Origin of the sequence: Pseudomonas putida (assembly GCA_041879295.1) — a bacterium.
GTDB lineage: Bacteria > Pseudomonadota > Gammaproteobacteria > Pseudomonadales > Pseudomonadaceae > Aquipseudomonas > Aquipseudomonas putida_Y.
Genome location: CP047152.1, coordinates 417,500 through 437,053, shown reverse-complemented (window position 1 = coordinate 437,053; position 19,554 = coordinate 417,500). Strand labels below are relative to the sequence as shown.

Genomic DNA, 19,554 nt, shown 5'->3' with positions numbered 1-19,554 from the left:
CTTCCGGTCGCCTGCAAGGGGCCGCGCTGAACCCGAAGACGTAAAAAACCCGCCTACCGGTCAGGGCAGGCGGGTTTTGGGTACAGCGCCAGTATCAGTACGACAGGCCGAAGTGCTCTTCGTCCATCGCCATCAGGTTGTTGGCACCCGACAACATGGTCGCCACGTGGGTACGGGTACGCGGCAGAATACGCTGGAAGTAGAAGCGGGCAGTCTGCAACTTGGCGGTATAGAACGCCTCTTCGCTGGTGCCAGCTGCCAGTTTCTCAGCGGCCAGGCGGGCGATGTCGGCCCAGAAGTAGGCCAGGCAAGCATAGCCGGAGTACATCAGGTAATCGACCGAAGCCGCACCCACTTCTTCACGGTCCTTCATGGCAGCCATGCCCACTTTCATGGTCAGCTCGCCCCACTCCTTGTTGATGGCCGCCAGCGGTTCGACGAACTCCTTGACCGCTTCGTTACCTTCCTGCGCCTGGCAGAACTTGTGCACGATCTTGGTGAAGCCCTTCAGTGCTTCGCCCTGAGTCATAAGCACTTTACGACCGAGCAAGTCGAGGGCCTGAATTCCGGTAGTGCCTTCGTACAGCATGGAGATGCGGCTGTCGCGCACGTTCTGCTCCATGCCCCATTCGGCGATGAAGCCATGGCCACCGTAGATCTGCACGCCGTGGTTGGCGGCTTCGAAACCGACTTCGGTCATGAATGCCTTGGCGATCGGGGTCAGGAACGCCAGCAGGGCATCGGCCTTCTTGCGCTCTTCTTCGTCCTGGCTGTACTTGACGATGTCCACCTGCTTGGCGGTGAAGTACACCATCGCGCGGTTGCCTTCGGCGAAGGCCTTCATGGTCAGCAGCATGCGACGCACGTCCGGGTGGACGATGATCGGGTCGGCAGCCTTGTCCGGCGCTTTCGGGCCGGTCAGGGAACGCATTTGCAGGCGCTCACGGGCGTACTTCAGGCCACCCTGGAACGCCACTTCGGCGTGGGCCAGGCCTTGCAGTGCGGTCCCCAGGCGAGCAGTGTTCATGAAGGTGAACATGCAGTTCAGGCCTTTGTTGGCCGGGCCGATCAGGTAGCCGGTGGCAGCATCGAAGTTCATGACGCAGGTAGCGTTACCGTGGATGCCCATCTTGTGTTCGATCGAGCCGCAGCTAACGCCGTTGCGCTCACCCACGCCACCCTCGGCGTTGGGCAGGAACTTCGGCACGATAAACAGCGAAATACCCTTGGTACCGGCCGGTGCGTCCGGCAGGCGGGCCAGAACGATATGGACGATGTTGTCGGCCATGTCGTGTTCGCCGGCCGAAATGAAGATTTTGGTGCCCGACACCTTGTAGCTGCCGTCGGCCTGTGGCTCGGCCTTGGTGCGCAGCATGCCCAGGTCGGTGCCGCAGTGCGGTTCGGTCAGGCACATGGTGCCGGTCCACTCGCCAGACACCAGCTTGGTCAGGTAGGTGTGCTGCTGCTCGGCAGTGCCATGCGCAGAAATAGTGTTCATCGCGCCATGCGACAGGCCTGGGTACATGCCCCACGACCAGTTCGAACCACCGACCATTTCGCTCAGGGCCAGGCCCAGCGACTCTGGCAGGCCTTGGCCGCCGTGCTCGACGTCATGTGCCAGGCTAGGCCAGCCGCCTTCGACGAACTGCTGGTAGGCTTCCTTGAAGCCGGTTGGGGTTTTCACCCCCGATTCGCTCCAGGTGCAGCCTTCCTGGTCACCCACGCGGTTCAGCGGCGACAACACCTGCTCACAGAACTTCGCGCCTTCTTCAAGGATCGCGTCGACCATGTCGGGCGTGGCGTCCTGGCAGCCCGGCAGGCTCTGATAGTGCGCCTCATAGCCAAGCAGCTCGTCGCGAACGAAGCGGATATCACGCAAGGGGGCTTTGTAGTCAGGCATTGCGATGAACCTCTAGGTGAGTTCTGTGGGGTGACCCGCGCTTGGCGGAAGCCGATCAAACAGTTGTTTGAAACTTACGTTTAGCTCAGCTTTCTGTCAAGGATGGACTATGGTGCCATTTCCGCCACGAAAAATGGCAAATACGCCAACGCTCGGCAAAACACCTGTAGGAGCGGGCTCGCCCGCGAATGCTTCCAACCAAACCAAACTGTTGTCTGATCGGACGCATTCGCGGGCAAGCCCGCTCCTACAAGGGCAGGCGTTGAAATAGGGGATGACGCAAGTGTTCAGGCGTAGGTGTCGATGAACCGGCCAAGCATTTCGTCGGATGCCTTAGCGACCTTTGCGCCGAGTTCGACTTCGGTCTTGCCCACCGCCTGTTGCACGACACTGGTGGCCATGTCCATCTGCTGGCTGCGGTCGACCGCGCGCAGGCGTTCGGCCTGAAAATCGCTGGACTGGCTAGTGGCGGTGCGTTCGGCAGTGGTGTTGGCGATCTGGCTGGCGGCTTGATCGACGCGGTTCTGCCCGGTCTGGATTGCGCTCAGGCCCGCGTAGTAGGCGGAGCTACCGGTGATTTCCATGTCAGGACTCCATTGACGCTGGATGACGAACAGCCCCAATTAAAGCAGGCTGGGCGCGAAAAGGCCCGTTTAAATCCCTAATGGCTCAATGCCAGTTGATAGGCCTTGGGTATTCCTGCACTGGCCTCTTCGCGGGCAACCCCCGCAAGGAGGCCGGGCCGGCAACATACTAATCCAGCAAATCCAGCTGCAGATGCTCAGCCACCATGTCGGCACTGGCCTGCTTGAGCTTGGGCACCCGCCCCAGACATGGCGCCGGCAAGCGCTCTGCAAGGCTGGCCAGGTTCTCTTCCAGGCGCGAGGTACGCGGCTCGATGATGTTTGCCACCCAACCCGCCAACTGCAGCCCATCACGCTCGATCGCCTCGGCACTAAGCAAGGCATGGCTGATGCAACCCAAGCGCACGCCTACCACCAGAATCACCGGCAACCGCAGGGCAACGGCAAGGTCGGACAGGTTCTCCAGGCCCGACAGCGGTACGCGCCAGCCACCGGCTCCCTCAATCAGGGTGAAGTCGGCATTTTGTTGCAGCACATTGCGCATCGCCGCGAGCAGTTCTGGCACGGCCAGCGTCACCCCTGCCTCGCGCGCCGCCACATGCGGGGCAATAGCAGGCTCGAAGGCAAACGGATTGACCTGCTCATAGGGCAGCTTGACCGTGCTTTCGTCGATCAGCGCCAGGGCATCACTATTGCGCAAGCCTTTCGGCGTCATCGTACAGCCCGAGGCAACCGGCTTGGCACCCAGCGTGCTCATGCCCTGCAAACGTGCCGCATGCAACAGGCCGGCGGCAATGGTGGTCTTGCCGACATCGGTATCGGTACCAGCAATGAAAAAGGCCTGGCTCATCGTGCTCCCCTTACGCCTGTGGTTTGCGCAACACACCATAGACCACTTGATAGGTGGCTGGCAGCCCTGCGGGCTGGCGAAATGCCTCATAGGCCTGCAGCAGGCCCTGCATTCGCGCCCGGCCGGTGAGACCGGAAGGTCGCCCAGGGTTCAGATTGTGCGCCCCCAACGCCTTCAGTTCGTGGGTCAGGCTGCGCACATCCGGGTAGTGCAGCACATGCGGGCACCGCTCCAGCTCAAGCTGTTCAAAACCGCTGGCTGCGCACAGGCGCTGATAGTCCTCGAAACGGCGGAAGCGGTTTACATGCACCAGACCATCCACCGCCTGCCAGCTGGCGCGCAGTTCGTCGAGGGTGCCCACGCACAGGCTGCTGAAGGCCAGTACACCGCCTGGGCGCAGCACCCGCTGCGCCTCGGCCAGCACACTGGCGAACTGATCGCACCACTGCACCGCCAGGCTGGAAAACACCAGGTCGACGCTGCCATCGCGCAGCGGCAAACGCTCGGCGTCGCCAACCACGTGATACTGCGCCCCGCCCTTCACATGACGGGCGTGCAGCAACATGCCTTCGGCAATATCCACCGCCACGCCACAGGCCTGGGTGAAACGCTCGGCCAGCATGCGGCTGAAATGGCCGGTGCCGCTGCCCAGGTCCAGCCAGTGTGACGGCTGCAGGCCTGCCGGTAACTGCTCCAGCAGGCTCAGACCTACAGCGCGCTGAAGGGCCGCCACGCTGTCGTAGCTGGCCGCGGCGCGGGAGAACGAGGCCGCCACCTGGCGCTTGTCGGGCAATGCGCCGGGCAGGGTCGGACGGGAAAGGTCAGTCATCGCCACTCTCATGCAGGAAACTCTTGATGCCCGCCGCCAGCTCCTGCGGGTACTCCAGCAGGAACGCGTGGGAACTGTCTTCGACCAGGCCCACTTCCACATCGGGCAACAGCTCGCTCAAGGCCTTTGCCGCCTCTGCCGGCACTAGCGCATCGCTGCCGGCAAACAGATGCAGCTGCGGGCCTCCATAGGCTTGCAAAGCTTCGCGGGTGTCCAGCTTGGCCAGCACTTCAAGGCCAGTGGCCAGGTACAACGGGTCGGTATCCGGCACGCCGACACCCAGTTGGCGCAACAGGGTACGCGGCTGCAGGGCGCCGTCGCTGCACAAGGTACGGAAGCGCTTGAGGGTGACCTGGGTATGGCTGCGGCAGCCGTCGAGGAAGGTGCCGAAGGTGTCTTCGGCCATGCCGTGCGGCCAGTCTGGCCGGGCCAGGAAGCTGGGGTTGCTGGCCAAGGTCAGCAGCCCGCAGCAGTGGTCGCCACGCTTGTGCGCCAGCGCGCTGGCCAACATGCCACCCAGTGACCAGCCACCCAGCCAGGCATTGCTGGGCAGCTTGCGGTCCAGATGGTCGATCCAGGCCTGCACATCGCTGTGGGGCAGTTCTGGCAGGGGCATCAGCTCTACCTGCAGGCGGGCGTCCTGGGCCCGCAGGCTAGCGGCCAGCGGCTCCAGCGCAGCAGTTCCCAAGCCCCAGCCAGGCAACAGAACAAGTCGATTACGCATCGGCGTTCTCCAACTGTGGATAACACTCGGCCAATGCATTCAACAATAGCTGCACCTGCGCCTCGCTGTGCGCGGCGCTCAAGGTCACCCGCAGGCGTGCGCTGCCAGCCGGCACGGTGGGTGGGCGGATGGCCGTCACCAGCAAGCCGCGCTCACGCAGCAGGCGTGACAGACGCAACGCCTTCGCACTGTCGCCGATCACGATAGGCTGGATTGGCGTCGGGCTGTCCATCAACTGCAGCCCCATCTGCTGCGCGCCTTTTCTGAACTGGCGAATCAAGGCTGCCAGATGCTCACGACGCCAGGTTTCACGGCGCAGCAGCTCCAGGCTCTTGAGTGTGGCGCAGGCCAGCGCCGGTGGCTGGCTGGTGGTGTAGATGTAGGGGCGGGCGAACTGCACCAGCGCCTCGATCAGCTCTTCGCTGCCAGCAACAAAGGCGCCCGCAGTGCCGCAAGCCTTGCCCAGCGTGCCGATCAGCACCGGTACGTCATCTACGCCCAGGCCAAAGTGTTCGACGATACCGCCGCCCTGTGCGCCCAAGGTACCCAGGCCATGGGCATCGTCAACCATCAACCATGCGCCGCGGGCACGGGCGACATCGGCCAGCGCCGGCAGGTCGGCCAGGTCACCGTCCATGCTGAACACGCCATCGGTCACCACCAGGGTATTGCCGACCGCCTTGTCCAGGCGGCTGGCCAGGCTGGCCGGGTCGTTGTGCAGGTAGCGGTTGAAGCGGGCACCACTGAGCAGCCCGCCATCCAGCAGCGACGCATGGTTCAGGCGGTCTTGCAGCACCGTGTCGCCCTGCCCCACCAGCGCGGTGATGGCGCCCAGATTGGCCATGTAGCCGGTGGAGAACAACAGCGCGCGCGGGCGCCCGGTGAGTTCAGCCAGTGCCTCTTCAACCTGATGGTGCGGTGCGCTGTGGCCAACCACCAGGTGCGAGGCACCACCCCCCACCCCCCAGCGCTCGGCGCCGGCCTGCCAGGCGGCGATCACTTCGGGGTGGTTGGCCAGGCCCAGGTAGTCATTGCTGCAGAAGGCCAGCAACCGCTGGCCGTCGACCACCACTTCCGGCCCCTGCGGGCTTTCCAGCAATGGCCGCTGCCGATACAGGTCTGCTGCGCGCCGTTCGGCCAGGCGCGCAGCCAGATCGAAAGCCATGTCAGGCTGTCGCGGCGTCGTAGAACATCTCGCTGCTGCGCTGCTCGACCAGCGCTTGCTCGATGGCTGCCTGATGCACTTCGTCAGCGTGCTCTTCACGCGCTTCGGGCTTGATACCCAGGCGTGCGAACAGCTGCATGTCCTTGTCGGCCTGGGGGTTGGCGGTGGTCAGCAGTTTTTCGCCGTAGAAGATCGAGTTGGCGCCCGCCATGAAGGCCAGGGCCTGCATCTGCTCGTTCATCTGCTCGCGGCCGGCGGACAGACGCACGTGAGACTTGGGCATGAGGATACGGGCCACGGCCAGCATACGGATAAAGTCGAACGGGTCGACGTCCTCTTCCTCAGCCAGCGGCGTGCCGGCTACCTTGACCAGCATATTGATCGGCACCGACTCCGGGTGCTCCGGCAGGTTGGCCAGCTGGATCAGCAGGCCGGCACGGTCGTCCAGCGACTCACCCATGCCCAGAATGCCACCAGAGCAGATTTTCATCCCGGCATCGCGCACGTAGGCCAGGGTCTGCAGGCGCTCGCTGTAGGTACGCGTGGTGATGATGCTGCCGTAGAACTCCGGGGAGGTGTCGAGGTTGTGGTTGTAGTAGTCCAGGCCAGCCTGGGCCAGGGCTTTGGTCTGCTCCTGGTCGAGCTTGCCGAGGGTCATGCAGGTTTCCAGGCCCATGGCCTTGACGCCTTTGACCATCTCCAGCACGTAGGGCATGTCTTTGGCCGACGGGTGCTTCCACGCCGCCCCCATGCAGAAACGGGTAGAACCGATGGCTTTGGCGCGGGCAGCTTCTTCCAGCACCTTCTGCACTTCCATCAGCTTCTGTTTTTCCAGCCCGGTGTTGTAGTGGCCGGACTGCGGACAATATTTGCAATCTTCCGGGCAGGCACCGGTCTTGATCGACAGCAAGGTCGAAACCTGCACGCGGTTGGGGTCGAAATGCGCGCGGTGCACGGTCTGCGCCTGGAACAGCAAGTCATTGAACGGTTGCTGGAACAGCGCCTTGACCTCGGCCAGGGACCAGTCGTGACGTGTTGTTGCAGTTGTGCTGGCGCTCATCGGCGTTTCCTTGTTTAGGCTGTAGCTGGCGCCGGGACAGGAAAGCCCGCCAGCGCATCACGGATAGCTCGCATAGTCATGGAAGGCCTATGAACTGTCAACTGTACTGGAAGCGACTGGTTTACAAGTGCTCACTTATTGATCAGCAGTGTTTGTTATGCGATGAGCCTGCCGAGCAGCACTACCCGCTGTGCATCACCTGCGAACAGGCGCTGCCCTGGCTGGGTGATCAGTGCCGGCATTGCGCCCTGCCCTTGCCCATGGCCGGCCTGACCTGCGCCGTTTGCGGCCGCGGCTTGCCGGCCTTCGATCAGGTCATTGCCCTGTGGCAGTTCGGCTTTCCGGTGGACACGTTGATCAGCCGCTTCAAGCACAATCGCCAATGGCCTTTGGGGCGCCTGATGGCTGAGCTACTCGGGCAGGGGCTGCTGTATCGCTATGCCGAAGGGCTGCCCCGCCCTGACCTGCTGTTGCCTGTGCCTTTGGCCAGGCGTCGACTGCGCGAGCGGGGGTTCAACCAGGCGGGGATGCTTGGGCGGTGGTTGTCGTCGCACGTCGGGGTAACATGCAACGAGCGTTTGCTGGTCCGCATCCGCGAGACACCGGCACAGCAACATCTGGGCGCCAAGGCACGACGGCGCAATTTGCGCCAGGCGTTCGCGGTAACGGGCGAGCTGGAAGGCAAGCATGTCGCCATCGTCGATGATGTGTTGACCACCGGTGCCACTGCGCAGGCTATTGCCCTGACACTGCGCAAGGCAGGTGCACGGCGGGTGGATGTGTATTGCCTGGCACGTACGCCAAAACCGGGGTATGTATGACCTGGCGCGACCTGCCCATTTGTAAAGCACCCTTGTATACGGAATACCCATGTCCCTACCCCCCCTTCTCACCCAGCACATCGCCCGCCGCCCACAGCGCATCGCGCTGCTGCAACACATTGCCGAACAAGGCTCGATCACCCGCGCCGCCAAGGCAGCGGGTATCAGCTACAAGGCGGCCTGGGATGCCATCGACGAGCTCAACAATCTGGCCAGCCAGCCCTTGGTCAAGCGCAGCACCGGTGGCCGTGGCGGCGGCGGTGCGCACTTGTCGCCGGAAGGCGAGCGGGTGCTGCGCCTGTACCAACGGCTGCAGGCCCTGCAGGCACAAATCCTTGAAGCCGCCGAAGAATCCAGCGACCTCGACCTGCTCGGGCGCCTGATGCTGCGCACCAGTGCGCGCAACCAGTTGCAGGGCCAGGTCAGCGGCCTGCGCCCAGAAGGCCGGTATGACCGCGTCAGCCTGGCATTGAGTGGCGGGCTGGAGATCGATGCGCTGATCACCCACGACAGCACTGCGCGGCTGGAGCTGACAGCGGGAACGATGGTGGTGGCGCTGCTAAAGGCCGGGTGGGTGCGGTTGCTGGCGCAAGAGGAAGAAGCCGAGGAGGGCAGCAACTGTTTGAGCGCGACGGTGGAAGAAGTGCTGGCCGAGGAGGACGGCCCCAGCGAGGTCAGGCTGGCGCTGGGTAATGGGCAGACGTTGTGTGCCATTGCAGAGGCGCAGTGGTTGGCTGGGCAACAGGTGGCGGCCGGCAGTTCGGTGCGGGTGCAGTTCCATCCGTCCTATGTGCTGATCGGGATACCGGCTTAGCCTCGCCACGCGGTGGGCGGATTGCGGGCATGCCTGTGAAGAAGCCGGCACAGGCATAACGCGCTACCATGGCCCCACGCCGCTTACCCTCCGGAGCCACCATGTCCCACCCCTTCGACACCCTCACCCCCGACCTGGTCCTGGACGCAGTGGAAAGCTTGGGCTTTCTCAGCGATGCGCGGGTGCTGGCGCTGAACAGCTACGAAAACCGCGTGTACCAGGTGGGCATCGAAGACGCGCAGCCGCTGATTGCCAAGTTCTACCGCCCAGGCCGCTGGAGCGATGCAGCCATCCTTGAAGAACACGCCTTCACGGCCGAGCTCGCCGACTGCGAAGTCCCGGTGGTTGCGCCCATGCAGCACGATGACCGCACCTTGTTCGAGCACCAGGGCTTCCGCTTCACGCTGTTCCCCCGTCGCGGCGGCCACGCCCCCGAGCCTGGCAACCTCGACCAGTTGTATCGCCTGGGCCAACTGCTCGGTCGCATGCATGCCGTGGGCGCCAGCAAACCGTTCAAGCACCGCGAGGCACTGGCTGTGGACAACTTTGGCCACGCCTCACTGAATACCTTGCTGGAAGGTAATTTTGTCCCGCGTGAACTGTTGCCGGCGTTCGAGTCCGTGGCACGCGACCTGCTCAAGCGGGTGGAGGACATCTACGCTCGCACACCACACCAGCTCATCCGCCTGCACGGCGACCTGCACCCCGGCAACCTGATGCACCGTGACGAGGTGTACCACGTGGTGGACCTCGACGATTGCCGCATGGGCCCAGCGGTGCAAGACCTGTGGATGATGTTGGCCGGCAACCGCGAGGAGCGCCTGGGGCAACTGGCCGAGCTGATCGACGGCTACAACGAGTTCCACGACTTCGACCCGCGCGAGCTGGCCCTGATCGAGCCCCTGCGCGCCCTGCGCCAGCTGCACTATAGCGCCTGGCTGGCAAGGCGCTGGGACGACCCGGCGTTCCCGCCCAGCTTCCCTTGGTTCGGCCAGCCACGCTACTGGGGCGACCAGATTCTCGCCTTGCGCGAACAAATGGCTGCGCTGGATGAAGCACCGCTGAAATTGTTCTAGAAGCGCGCCCACCTCTGTCTACAATAGGCGTCGCTTTATTTAGCAACCTAAGCAAGGATTCTGCATGCACGCCGCAAACCCGCGCCGCGGGTACATACTGGGCTTGAGCGCCTACATCATCTGGGGCCTTTTCCCCATCTACTTCAAGGCAATCCAGAGCGTCCCGGCGGTGGAGATCATTGTCCACCGGGTGCTCTGGTCAGCACTGTTCGGCTCGCTACTGCTCCTGGTGTGGAAACACCCCGGCTGGTGGCGCGAACTGCGCAACAACCCGCGCCGGCTGGGCATCCTGGCACTGAGCGGGGCACTGATCGCCGGTAACTGGCTGACCTACGTGTGGTCGGTAAACAACGGTCGTATGCTCGAGGCCAGCCTGGGCTATTACATCAACCCGCTGATCAACGTACTGCTGGGCATGCTCATTCTTGGTGAGCGCCTGCGCCGCCTGCAATGGCTGGCGGTGGGCATGGCCGCCGTGGGTGTGGCGCAGCAGGTGTGGCAAGTGGGCAGCCTGCCATGGGTATCACTGGTGCTGGCGTTGAGCTTCGGCTTCTATGGGCTGATCCGTAAGCAGGCGCCGGTAGCAGCACTGCCGGGCCTGGTGGTGGAGACCTGGATGCTGGTACCGCTGGCCCTTGGCTGGCTGCTGCTGCACCCGTCAGCGATGAGTGCCCAGGGCGCGTTCTATACCAGCAGCGAGGCGCTGTGGCTGATGGCGGCGGGGCCGGTAACGCTGGTGCCGCTGGTATGCTTCAACGCCGCCGCGCGGCACCTGCCGTACACCACGCTGGGCTTCCTGCAGTACCTGGCACCGACTTTGGTGCTGTTGCAGGCCGTACTGCTGTTCGATGAGCATTTGTCGTCGAGCGCCTTGGTGGCCTTCATGTTCATCTGGGCAGGTTTGGCGATTTACAGCGTGGATGCATGGCTGAGCTTGCGCAAACGTAGCTGATCAGAAAACGATCAAAACTCTGCAGGCCATGTAGCTACTGGCCTGCAGAAACATCTCCATAGGTTATCCACACCCTCGTCCCCGTGCTTTGTGCACAAGCTGCTGATAATTGGGTGTTTTTTGAGCAAAGCTCTGCAGGGCACGTGATGCCTGGGCTGGAGAGGTACGCCCCCAGGTTATCCACAGGGCCTTCCCCGTGATATCGGGATAACCTCCGGCCAGGATCAATCCTCCGGCCGCAACTGCAACTCCACCATCAAATCATCCGCCAGACTCTCCAGCTTCTGCTGCAATTCATCCAGCGAAAGGGCCAGCGGCAACGCCAGCAACGCATCGGCATGAAACAACGGCTCACTGCTCATTGGCGCGGGCCGCACTTCGGTAGTGAACCGCTCCAGATTCACCCCAAGGTCCGCCAACAAACGGGTAATGTCCCGCACGATCCCCGGCCGGTCATTACCCACCAGCTCCATGGCAATTGGCTTCCAGGTGCACGAGGGCTCGATCCCGCTCTCGGCAATCAGCACGCGAATGTCATACCTGGCCAGCCCCTGCAACGAGGCCACAAGCTCGGCGTAATTCTCTGCCGGCACCGCCACCCGCAGAATGCCAGCAAACTGCCCGGCCATACGCGACATGCGGCTTTCCAGCCAGTTACCACTGTGGTCGGCGATGCACTGGGCAATACGTTCGACCTGGCCGGCCTTGTCAGGGGCAATTACAGTCAGTACAAGATGATCCACAAGCCCTTCCTCGTGTCGGACCGCGCCGGGCGGCAGAAAATCGGGGGATCGAATCAGTATAGGCAAGGCGCGGCAACCTGCCGCAGGGCAATCCGCACAGCTAATCGTGTACTGTTTCAAGATTTATCTGGAACAATCCACCTGTTTTTTGCGAACATACCCACTCCCAGCGTGACCATACGCGACCATCGGGTCGCATAACGGCGCTTTTAGTCTGATTTTGCCCCGCCTACTGCTTCATGTAGTATCCCGTGGCGCGGACTACAAAACGTCGTTTGGATGTCTGCCAAGGCGCCTGTGAAAATACGCACACTGTCTGCCAGCCTGTCTGGCCGGCCGCACCCAGCCGCCCCGAAGGGGCATGCACTGGTGCCGTGTTTAGAGAAGCGCTACAGGCTTAATACAGAAGAGCGAAATAGCTGAGCAGAGTGAGGCAAGCAATGACTGGATACGTTCAAGTCGGTGGCCTTCAGGTCGCCAAGGTCCTGTACGACTTCGTGAACAACGAAGCCATCCCCGGGACCGGCATCGTCGCCGAGCAGTTCTGGGCGGGTGCAGAGAAGATCATCAATGACCTCGCTCCAAAGAACAAAGCCCTGCTCGCCAAGCGCGACGAGCTGCAAGCCAAGATCGACGCCTGGCACCAGGCACGCAAAGGCCAGGCCCACGACGCCGTAGCCTACAAAGCATTCCTCCAGGAAATCGGCTACCTGCTGCCACAAGCCGACGATTTCCAGGCCACCACCCAGAACGTGGACGAAGAAATCGCCCACATGGCCGGCCCACAACTGGTCGTGCCGGTGATGAACGCCCGCTTCGCCCTGAACGCCGCCAACGCTCGCTGGGGTTCGCTGTACGACGCCCTGTACGGCACCGACGCCATCAGCGATGAAGGCGGTGCCGAAAAAGGCCAGGGTTACAACAAGGTGCGCGGCGACAAGGTCATCGCCTTCGCCCGCGCCTTCCTCGACGAAGCCGCGCCACTGGCAGCCGGCTCGCACGTTGACTCCACGGGCTACCGTATCGAAGGCGGCAAACTGGTTGTTGCCCTGAAAGGCGGCAGCAACACTGGCCTGCGCGACGATGCGCAACTTATCGGCTTCCACGGCGACGCCGCGGCACCCACTGCCGTGCTGCTCAAGCACAACGGCCTGCACTTCGAAATCCAGGTCGATGCCAGCACCCCGGTCGGCAGCACCGACGCCGCTGGTGTCAAAGACATCCTGATGGAATCGGCACTGACCACCATCATGGACTGCGAAGACTCGGTTGCAGCCGTAGACGCTGACGACAAGGTCATCGTCTACCGCAACTGGCTGGGCCTGATGAAAGGCGACCTGGCCGAAAGCGTGAGCAAGGGTGGCAAAACCTTCACCCGCACCATGAACCCGGACCGTGAGTACGCGGCGCCTAACGGCGGCAGCGTGACCCTGCACGGTCGTTCGTTGCTGTTCGTGCGCAACGTTGGCCACCTGATGACCAACCCGGCGATCCTCGATGCCCAAGGCAACGAAATCCCCGAAGGTATCCAGGACGGGCTGTTCACCAACCTGATCGCCCTGCACAACCTCAACGGCAACACCACCCGCAAGAATACCCGCAGCGGCAGCGTGTACATCGTCAAGCCGAAGATGCACGGCCCTGAGGAAGTGGCCTTCGCCGCCGAGATCTTCAGCCAGGTCGAAGACTTGCTGGGCATGCCGCGCAACACCGTCAAGGTCGGCATCATGGACGAGGAGCGCCGTACCACGGTCAACCTCAAGTCCTGCATCAAGGCAGCCGCCGAGCGCGTGGCGTTCATCAACACCGGTTTCCTTGACCGCACTGGCGATGAAATCCACACCTCGATGGAAGCCGGCGCCGTGGTGCGCAAAGGTGCCATGAAGAACGAGAAGTGGATCGGCGCCTACGAAAACAACAACGTCGACGTTGGCCTGGCCACCGGCCTGCAAGGCCGGGCGCAGATCGGCAAAGGCATGTGGGCCATGCCTGACCTGATGGCAGCCATGCTCGAGCAGAAGATCGCCCACCCGCTGGCCGGTGCCAACACCGCCTGGGTGCCGTCGCCAACTGCCGCCACCCTGCACGCCCTGCACTACCACAAGGTGGACGTACAGGCGCGCCAGCGTGAACTGGCCTCACGTACCCCGGCGTCGGTGGACGACATTCTGGCCATTCCGCTGGCTGCGGACACCAACTGGTCGGCCGAAGAGATCCGCAACGAGCTGGACAACAACGCCCAGGGCATCCTCGGCTACGTGGTGCGCTGGATCGACCAGGGCGTGGGTTGCTCGAAGGTGCCGGACATCAACAACGTCGGCCTGATGGAAGACCGTGCCACCCTGCGCATCTCCGCCCAGCTGCTGGCCAACTGGCTGCGCCACGGCGTGGTCAGCCAGGAACAGGTGCTGGAAAGCCTCAAGCGCATGGCCGTGGTGGTCGATCAGCAGAACGCTGGCGACGCCCTGTACCGTCCGATGGCGCCGAACTTCGACGACAACGTGGCGTTCCAGGCGGCAGTGGAGCTGGTGGTGGAAGGTGGCAAGCAGCCGAACGGTTATACCGAGCCGGTACTGCACCGCCGTCGCCGCGAGTTCAAGGCACGTAACGGGTTGTAAGTTACATCTGCGCCAAGGGGGGCCGTTTTGCGGCCCCCACTGCGCATCAATCCATTTTCAATTCTCTCTTCACCAGCTCCAACAGCTTGCCCAAATCCACCGGCTTGAGCAGGAAATCCACCACGCCCAGGTGCATCACATCCACTGCTTCTTCCACATCGGTGTCGCCCGACACCACAATGATCGACAACGCCGCCCGCTCCGACGCGCGAATTGTCCTGATCAAGTCCAGCCCACTTTCAGGCTGCATGCGCAAATCGGTAATCATCAACCCGATACGCTTCTGGTAGTGCAGGTACAACCTGGCTTCCTCGGCCCCATCCGCCCCAACCGCATCGATGCCCCGGCTTTTCAGGTACAGAATCAGCGCCTCCCGGTTAACCGCGTTGTCATCCACCACAAGCACCAACGGCCTGGCAGCCACAGGCGCACTCTGGTTTATCACGGCCAAGGCCTCGCGCTCGGCGTCGCTCAGGATGTCGGTGTGCTCGGGCATGCTTGTCTCGTCAAAATAATTCCGCTTCAGCATTAGGACCGCAGTACTTGCGTAACCCGTTTCTCCTTTCGTCGGGTCTCTGACAGGGGCGCTCATAGACTTACGTCCAATGGGCACCACCTCGCCGCAAGCCGACCATGGAGGCAGAGAACAACATGGCCGGTACCTATATATAGATATATATAGTTCGGCATAGCGATACGGTCAGTTTCATGAGTAAAAAGGACGCCTACAGCCAGGCGGGCAAGACGGCAGTACTGCAAAACATCCAGGGCACATTGCAGTTCCTGCAGCGCTTTCCGCCGTTCAACCAGATGGAGCACAGCCACCTGGCCTTCTTGGTCGAGCAGTGCCAGCTGCGCTTCTACGCCTGCGGTGAAAGCATCGTCAAACCTGCTGACGGGCCGGTCGAGCACTTCTACATCGTCAAGCAGGGCCGCGTGGTTGGCGAGCGCCAGCATCTGGCCAAACCGGGTGTCGAGACCACGTTCGAGATCACCAGCGGCGAGTGCTTCCCGCTGGCAGCCCTGCTGGGTGAGCGGGCAACCCGCACCGAGCACCTGGCCGGTGAAGACACCTTCTGCCTGCAACTGAACAAGGCCGCATTCATCCGCGTGTTCTCGATGTCTGAAGTGTTTCGGGATTTTGCCCTGCGCGGTGTCAGCAGCCTGCTTGATCAGGTCAATCAGCAAGTACGCCAGCGCGCTGTGGAAACCCTCGGCACCCAGTACTCGCTGAACACCCCCCTGGGTGAACTGGCCATGCGTCACCCGGTGGTGTGCAGCGCCGATACGCCCCTGCGCGAAGCCGTGCGGCTGATGCACGAGCAGCAGGTGGGCAGCATCGTGGTGGTCGACCCGCAACGCTACCCCATCGGTATTTTCACCTTGCGCGACCTGCGCCAGGTGGTGGCAGCAACAGATGCCGACCTGGGCGCCGCCATCGACCGGCACATGACAGCCAAACCGTTCTACCTCCCACCCCAGGCCAGTGCCTTCGATGCCGCCATGGCCATGACCGAGCGGCATATTGCCCATGTATGTCTGGTAGAAAACGGACGCCTGTGCGGGGTGGTATCCGAGCGCGACCTGTTCTCACTGCAACGGGTCGATCTGGTTCACCTGGCGCGCACCATACGCCATGCGCCACGCCTGGATACGCTGGTCTCGCTGCGCGGTGAAATCAGCCAGCTGGTGGAACGCATGCTGGCCCATGGCGCATCGTCGACGCAGATCACCCAGATCATTACCTTGCTCAACGACCATACCGTGTGCCGGGTCATCGAACTGGCCCTGGCCGAACGTGGCGACCCGGGCGTGCCATTCAGCTGGCTGTGCTTTGGCAGCGAGGGGCGACGCGAGCAGACCCTGCACACCGACCAGGACAACGGCATCCTCTTCGAAGCGGTCGACAGCGCCGAGGCCGACGCCATCCGCGCTCGCCTGTTGCCGCTGGCGCAATACATCAACCAGTGCCTGGCCCAGTGCGGTTTCACCCTGTGCATGGGTAACGTCATGGCCGGCAACCCCGAACTGTGCCTGTCGCGCAGCGAGTGGGCGCGGCGCTTTGCCGGGTTTGTTCGCGAAGCCAGCCCGGAGAACCTGCTGGGTTCGAGCATCTACTTCGACCTGCGGGTGGTGTGGGGTGACGAGCAAGGTTGCGAGCAACTGCGCCAAGGCCTGCTGGCACAGGTAGCCGACAACCGCATCTTCCAGCGCATGATGGCTGACAACGCCCTGCGCCAACGCCCTCCGGTGGGACGGTTGCGCGAGTTCGTGCTGACACGCCAGGGCAACGACAAGGCGGCGACCCTCGACCTCAAGGTCCAGGGGCTGACGCCCTTCGTCGATGGTGCCCGTTTGCTGGCCCTGGCCAATGGCATAGGTGCCTGCAATACCTTGGAGCGCCTGCGCCAACTGGTGGCCAAGGGCGTGATCGAGCCATTGGACGGCGCCGCCTATGAAGAGGCCTACCACTTCATCCAGCAAACCCGCATGCAGCAGCACCAGCGCCAGATACGCGATAACCTGCCCTATTCCAACCGGGTCGACCCGGACAGCCTCAACCACCTTGACCGCCGCATCCTGCGCGAGTCCCTGCGCCAGGCCCAACGCTTGCAAAGCAGCCTGGCCTTGCGGTACCAGTTGTGAGCCTGTTTACCTGGCTGCGCCCCAGCGCACCCGAACTGGACCACACCACACGCCAGCGCCTGGCCCGATTGCCCAAGCCCGTGCCGCTGGGGGTATGTACCCTGCGCGAGCAGCGCTGGGTGGTGCTGGACCTGGAGACCAGCGGGCTCAACCCCAACCGTGATCAGGTGCTGTCGATCGGGGCGGTGGCCATCGAAGACGGTGCCATCGACTTTGCCCAGCAGTTCGAACGCACGCTGCACCGGCCTTTGCAGAAGACCAACGCCAGCGTACTGATCCACGGCTTGGGCCCTAGCGCCCTGGCTGCCGGTTGCGACCCGGCCGAGGCCCTGCTGGATTTGCTCGATTTCATTGGCGACAGCCCGGTGCTGGCGTTTCACGCGCCATTCGACCAGCGCATGCTGGCGCGTGCGCTGAAGGAGAGCCTGGGTTACCGCTTGCAGTCGCCGTTCCTCGATATTGCCGAACTGGCGCCGATGCTCAACCCCGACACAGTGCTGCGCGAGGCCGGGCTGGATGACTGGGTAGCGCGGTTTGGCTTGCAGGTTGAAGAGCGCCACCACGCCAGCGCCGATGCCCAGGTGACCGCAGAACTGGCGCTGATCCTGTTCAGCCAGGCCAGACGCCAGCAGTTGGACAGCCCGCTGCAGCTGGAGCAACGGTTGCGCGGGTGGCGACGGCGCAAGATGCAGAATCACGGTTTGTAGAGGCGGGATGTGCAGCGCCGCCCGCGCGGCGCGCATCGCGAGCTGCGCTCGCTCCTACGTTTGTTTCGGGCCAATCATTCCTGTGGGATCTGCACGCGAACGCTTTGGCGCATGGCTCGATATCGCGTCGTACGAACAAGGCGATCGCGCGCGCCTGGCACAGGCGTTACTGGCCCCGAAACAAACGTAGGAGCGAGCGCAGCTCGCGATGCGCGCCGCGCGGGCGGCGCTGGATCTCACTGGCGCCACACAACTCAAACCAAGCCCCATGATGGCAATCCGATAAGCGTCCATTGCACCACCCTCTCCCCTCTGCCACAATCGCGAATAATTATCGTTAGTTAATGCATTCGTTCCGGGGGGACGCTGCTTGTCTTCTGCACAGAGCCCACACGCCGATCTGGTCGGTGCGCTGTACCGCGACCACCGCGGCTGGCTGCTCGCCTGGCTGCAACGCAGCATGGCCTGCCGCCAACGTGCTGAAGACCTGAGCCAGGACACCTTCGTGCGCCTGCTCGGTCGTGAGCAACTGGACACACCCCGCGAACCCCGCGCGTTTCTGGCCGCCGTGGCCAAAGGGCTGATGTTCGACCACTTCCGCCGCGCCGCGCTGGAACAAGCCTACCTGGCCGAGCTGGCATTGATCCCTGAAGCCGAACAGCCCTCGCCAGAAATGCAGCACCTGATCCTTGAAGATCTCAAAGCCATCGACCGCCTGCTCGGCAAGCTGTCGAGCAAGGCTCGCGCGGCGTTTCTGCACAGCCGTCTGGACGGCATGGGCCATGCCGAGATTGCCGAGCGCCTTGGTGTTTCGGTATCACGGGTGCGCCAGTACATCGCCCAAGGCATGCGCCAGTGCTACGTAGCCCTGTACGGGGAGCCGACGTGAGCAACGTCCCAGTTTCGTCTCGGGTTCTGAAAGCCGCGATTGCCTGGAAACTCAGCCTCGGCGACAGCAGCGGCACGCCTGATGAACGCAATGAATTCATGCGCTGGCATGCCGCCAGCGAAGAGCACGCGCGTGCCTGGCGCCAGCTCGGCGCCATGGAACAGCGCGTTAGCGCGGCGGCTGGCCCGGCACGCCAGGCGCTGCTGCAATCGCGCGCCAGCCTGCGGCGGCGCATTGGCAAGGTTGGCGGCGGGCTGGCCGGCACGTTTCTGCTCGGGGCGCTGCTGGCATGGGTCGGCGCGCCGTCACTGGCACCCAGCTACTGGCTGGCCGACCAGCGCACCGCCACGGGTGAATTGCGTACCTTGCGCCTGGAAGACGGCACACTGCTCAGCCTGAACACCCACACCGCCGTGGACATCGACTATGCCGGCGCACAACGGGTGATCGTGCTGCACCAGGGCGAAATCTCGGTCGAAACCGGCCACCAGGACCCACGCCCGCTGCTGGTCCGCACTGAAGACGGTCGCTTGCGGCCACTGGGCACGCGCTTCCTGGTGCGCCGCGAAGTCGGCGGTACGCGCCTGGAAGTGCTGCAAGCCTCGGTCGCCGCCATGCCGCATGACAGCGGCGACGAACAGGTGCTGCACGAAGGCCAGCAAGTGTTGATGAACGCCAACGGCCTCGGCCAGGTTGGCACGGTGCCCGCCGGTGCCGGTGCCTGGACCCGCGGCATGCTGGTGGTCGACAACGTACGCCTGGCCGACCTGCTCGCCACATTGGGCCAGTACCGCAGCGGCTACCTCGGGGTGGATGCCAAGGTCGCCGACCTGCGCGTGACCGGTAGCTTCCCGCTGACCAACACCGACCTGGCGCTCGCCTCGCTGGTGCCGGCGTTGCCGGTGAAGATCGAGCGGCATACCCAGTGGTGGGTGAACGTCACTTCCAAATAGGCCGGGCCTGCTGGCCAATCTCCACCAGCCGTTCACCGCTGCCGCCGCCACCGTATTCGCGGGTAAACCCGCTCCTGCGCGGTGGTGGACACACATCGGGGTGGTCGTAGGAGCGGGTTCACCCGCGAAGTGGGCGGTGCTGGCAAAACCTCTTTTAAATAATTCTCAATATTTTTCAGATTCACCCTGTCACTTTTCAGATCTCGCTCGGCAAGGAAGCAGC

18 protein-coding genes are annotated in these 19,554 nt (G+C 63.2%); 9 read left to right on the top strand and 9 right to left on the bottom strand.

Annotated features, from left to right (window positions below):
- Window positions 1–94: 94 nt before the first annotated feature.
- From GST84_01950 to bioB, 7 genes are all read right to left on the bottom strand, one after another.
- Window positions 95–1,900, bottom strand: coding sequence for an acyl-CoA dehydrogenase (locus GST84_01950; protein ID XGB11190.1), 1,806 nt, complete (start codon window positions 1,898–1,900; stop codon window positions 95–97).
- Between the two features lie 287 nt (window positions 1,901–2,187).
- Complete coding sequence (locus tag GST84_01945) at window positions 2,188–2,484, bottom strand: pyrroloquinoline quinone biosynthesis protein PqqE (protein ID XGB11189.1); 297 nt, start codon at window positions 2,482–2,484, stop codon at window positions 2,188–2,190.
- Between the two features lie 169 nt (window positions 2,485–2,653).
- Entirely contained in the window at window positions 2,654–3,334 is a 681-nt protein-coding gene (gene bioD, locus GST84_01940; protein ID XGB11188.1) for a dethiobiotin synthase, read from the bottom strand.
- Between the two features lie 10 nt (window positions 3,335–3,344).
- Complete coding sequence (gene bioC / locus GST84_01935) at window positions 3,345–4,163, bottom strand: malonyl-ACP O-methyltransferase BioC (protein ID XGB11187.1); 819 nt, start codon at window positions 4,161–4,163, stop codon at window positions 3,345–3,347.
- Window positions 4,156–4,887: an alpha/beta fold hydrolase gene (locus GST84_01930; protein XGB11186.1), complete on the bottom strand. Its 732-nt coding sequence runs from the start codon at window positions 4,885–4,887 to the stop codon at window positions 4,156–4,158. Before GST84_01930 ends, bioC begins: the two co-directional genes overlap by 8 nt.
- Window positions 4,880–6,052, bottom strand: a complete 1,173-nt coding sequence (gene bioF, locus GST84_01925) for an 8-amino-7-oxononanoate synthase (protein XGB11185.1) — start codon at window positions 6,050–6,052, stop codon at window positions 4,880–4,882. Before bioF ends, GST84_01930 begins: the two co-directional genes overlap by 8 nt.
- Window position 6,053: 1 nt before the next feature.
- Window positions 6,054–7,112, bottom strand: a complete 1,059-nt coding sequence (gene bioB / locus GST84_01920; GenBank protein ID XGB11184.1) for a biotin synthase BioB — start codon at window positions 7,110–7,112, stop codon at window positions 6,054–6,056.
- 89 nt (window positions 7,113–7,201) lie between these two features.
- Between bioB and GST84_01915 the strand changes: the two genes are divergently transcribed.
- From GST84_01915 to rarD, 4 genes are all read left to right on the top strand, one after another.
- A complete protein-coding gene (locus GST84_01915) occupies window positions 7,202–7,933 on the top strand; it encodes a ComF family protein (protein XGB11183.1) in 732 nt (243 codons plus the stop codon).
- Between the two features lie 49 nt (window positions 7,934–7,982).
- Window positions 7,983–8,747 carry a LysR family transcriptional regulator gene (locus GST84_01910; GenBank protein XGB11182.1) on the top strand — a complete coding sequence of 255 codons (765 nt, stop codon included), beginning with the start codon at window positions 7,983–7,985 and terminating at the stop codon, window positions 8,745–8,747.
- 101 nt (window positions 8,748–8,848) lie between these two features.
- Window positions 8,849–9,823, top strand: coding sequence for a serine/threonine protein kinase (locus GST84_01905; GenBank protein XGB11181.1), 975 nt, complete (start codon window positions 8,849–8,851; stop codon window positions 9,821–9,823).
- 64 nt (window positions 9,824–9,887) lie between these two features.
- Window positions 9,888–10,775, top strand: a complete 888-nt coding sequence (gene rarD / locus GST84_01900) for an EamA family transporter RarD (protein XGB11180.1) — start codon at window positions 9,888–9,890, stop codon at window positions 10,773–10,775.
- A 224-nt stretch (window positions 10,776–10,999) separates the two neighbouring features.
- Here the strand turns inward: rarD and GST84_01895 are convergent, their stop codons facing one another.
- Entirely contained in the window at window positions 11,000–11,518 is a 519-nt protein-coding gene (locus tag GST84_01895; GenBank protein ID XGB11179.1) for a glycine cleavage system protein R, read from the bottom strand.
- 440 nt (window positions 11,519–11,958) lie between these two features.
- On the opposite strand from GST84_01895, the gene GST84_01890 reads away from it, so the two are divergent.
- Window positions 11,959–14,136: a malate synthase G gene (locus tag GST84_01890; GenBank protein XGB11178.1), complete on the top strand. Its 2,178-nt coding sequence runs from the start codon at window positions 11,959–11,961 to the stop codon at window positions 14,134–14,136.
- A gap of 46 nt (window positions 14,137–14,182) precedes the next feature.
- On the opposite strand, the gene GST84_01885 is transcribed toward GST84_01890, so the two are convergent.
- Window positions 14,183–14,728: a response regulator gene (locus tag GST84_01885; GenBank protein XGB11177.1), complete on the bottom strand. Its 546-nt coding sequence runs from the start codon at window positions 14,726–14,728 to the stop codon at window positions 14,183–14,185.
- Between the two features lie 116 nt (window positions 14,729–14,844).
- On the opposite strand from GST84_01885, the gene GST84_01880 reads away from it, so the two are divergent.
- The 4 genes from GST84_01880 (at window position 14,845) to GST84_01865 (ending at window position 19,331) form a co-directional block, all read left to right on the top strand.
- Window positions 14,845–16,782 (top strand): CBS domain-containing protein, encoded by a 1,938-nt coding sequence (locus GST84_01880; protein ID XGB11176.1) that lies wholly within the window; start codon window positions 14,845–14,847, stop codon window positions 16,780–16,782.
- Window positions 16,779–17,489, top strand: a complete 711-nt coding sequence (locus GST84_01875) for a 3'-5' exonuclease (protein XGB11175.1) — start codon at window positions 16,779–16,781, stop codon at window positions 17,487–17,489. The genes GST84_01880 and GST84_01875 overlap by 4 nt, the downstream gene beginning before the upstream one ends.
- A gap of 370 nt (window positions 17,490–17,859) precedes the next feature.
- Window positions 17,860–18,378, top strand: coding sequence for an RNA polymerase sigma factor (locus GST84_01870; protein XGB11174.1), 519 nt, complete (start codon window positions 17,860–17,862; stop codon window positions 18,376–18,378).
- Window positions 18,375–19,331, top strand: a complete 957-nt coding sequence (locus GST84_01865) for a DUF4880 domain-containing protein (protein ID XGB11173.1) — start codon at window positions 18,375–18,377, stop codon at window positions 19,329–19,331. Before GST84_01870 ends, GST84_01865 begins: the two co-directional genes overlap by 4 nt.
- The last annotated feature ends 223 nt before the right edge of the window (window positions 19,332–19,554 follow it).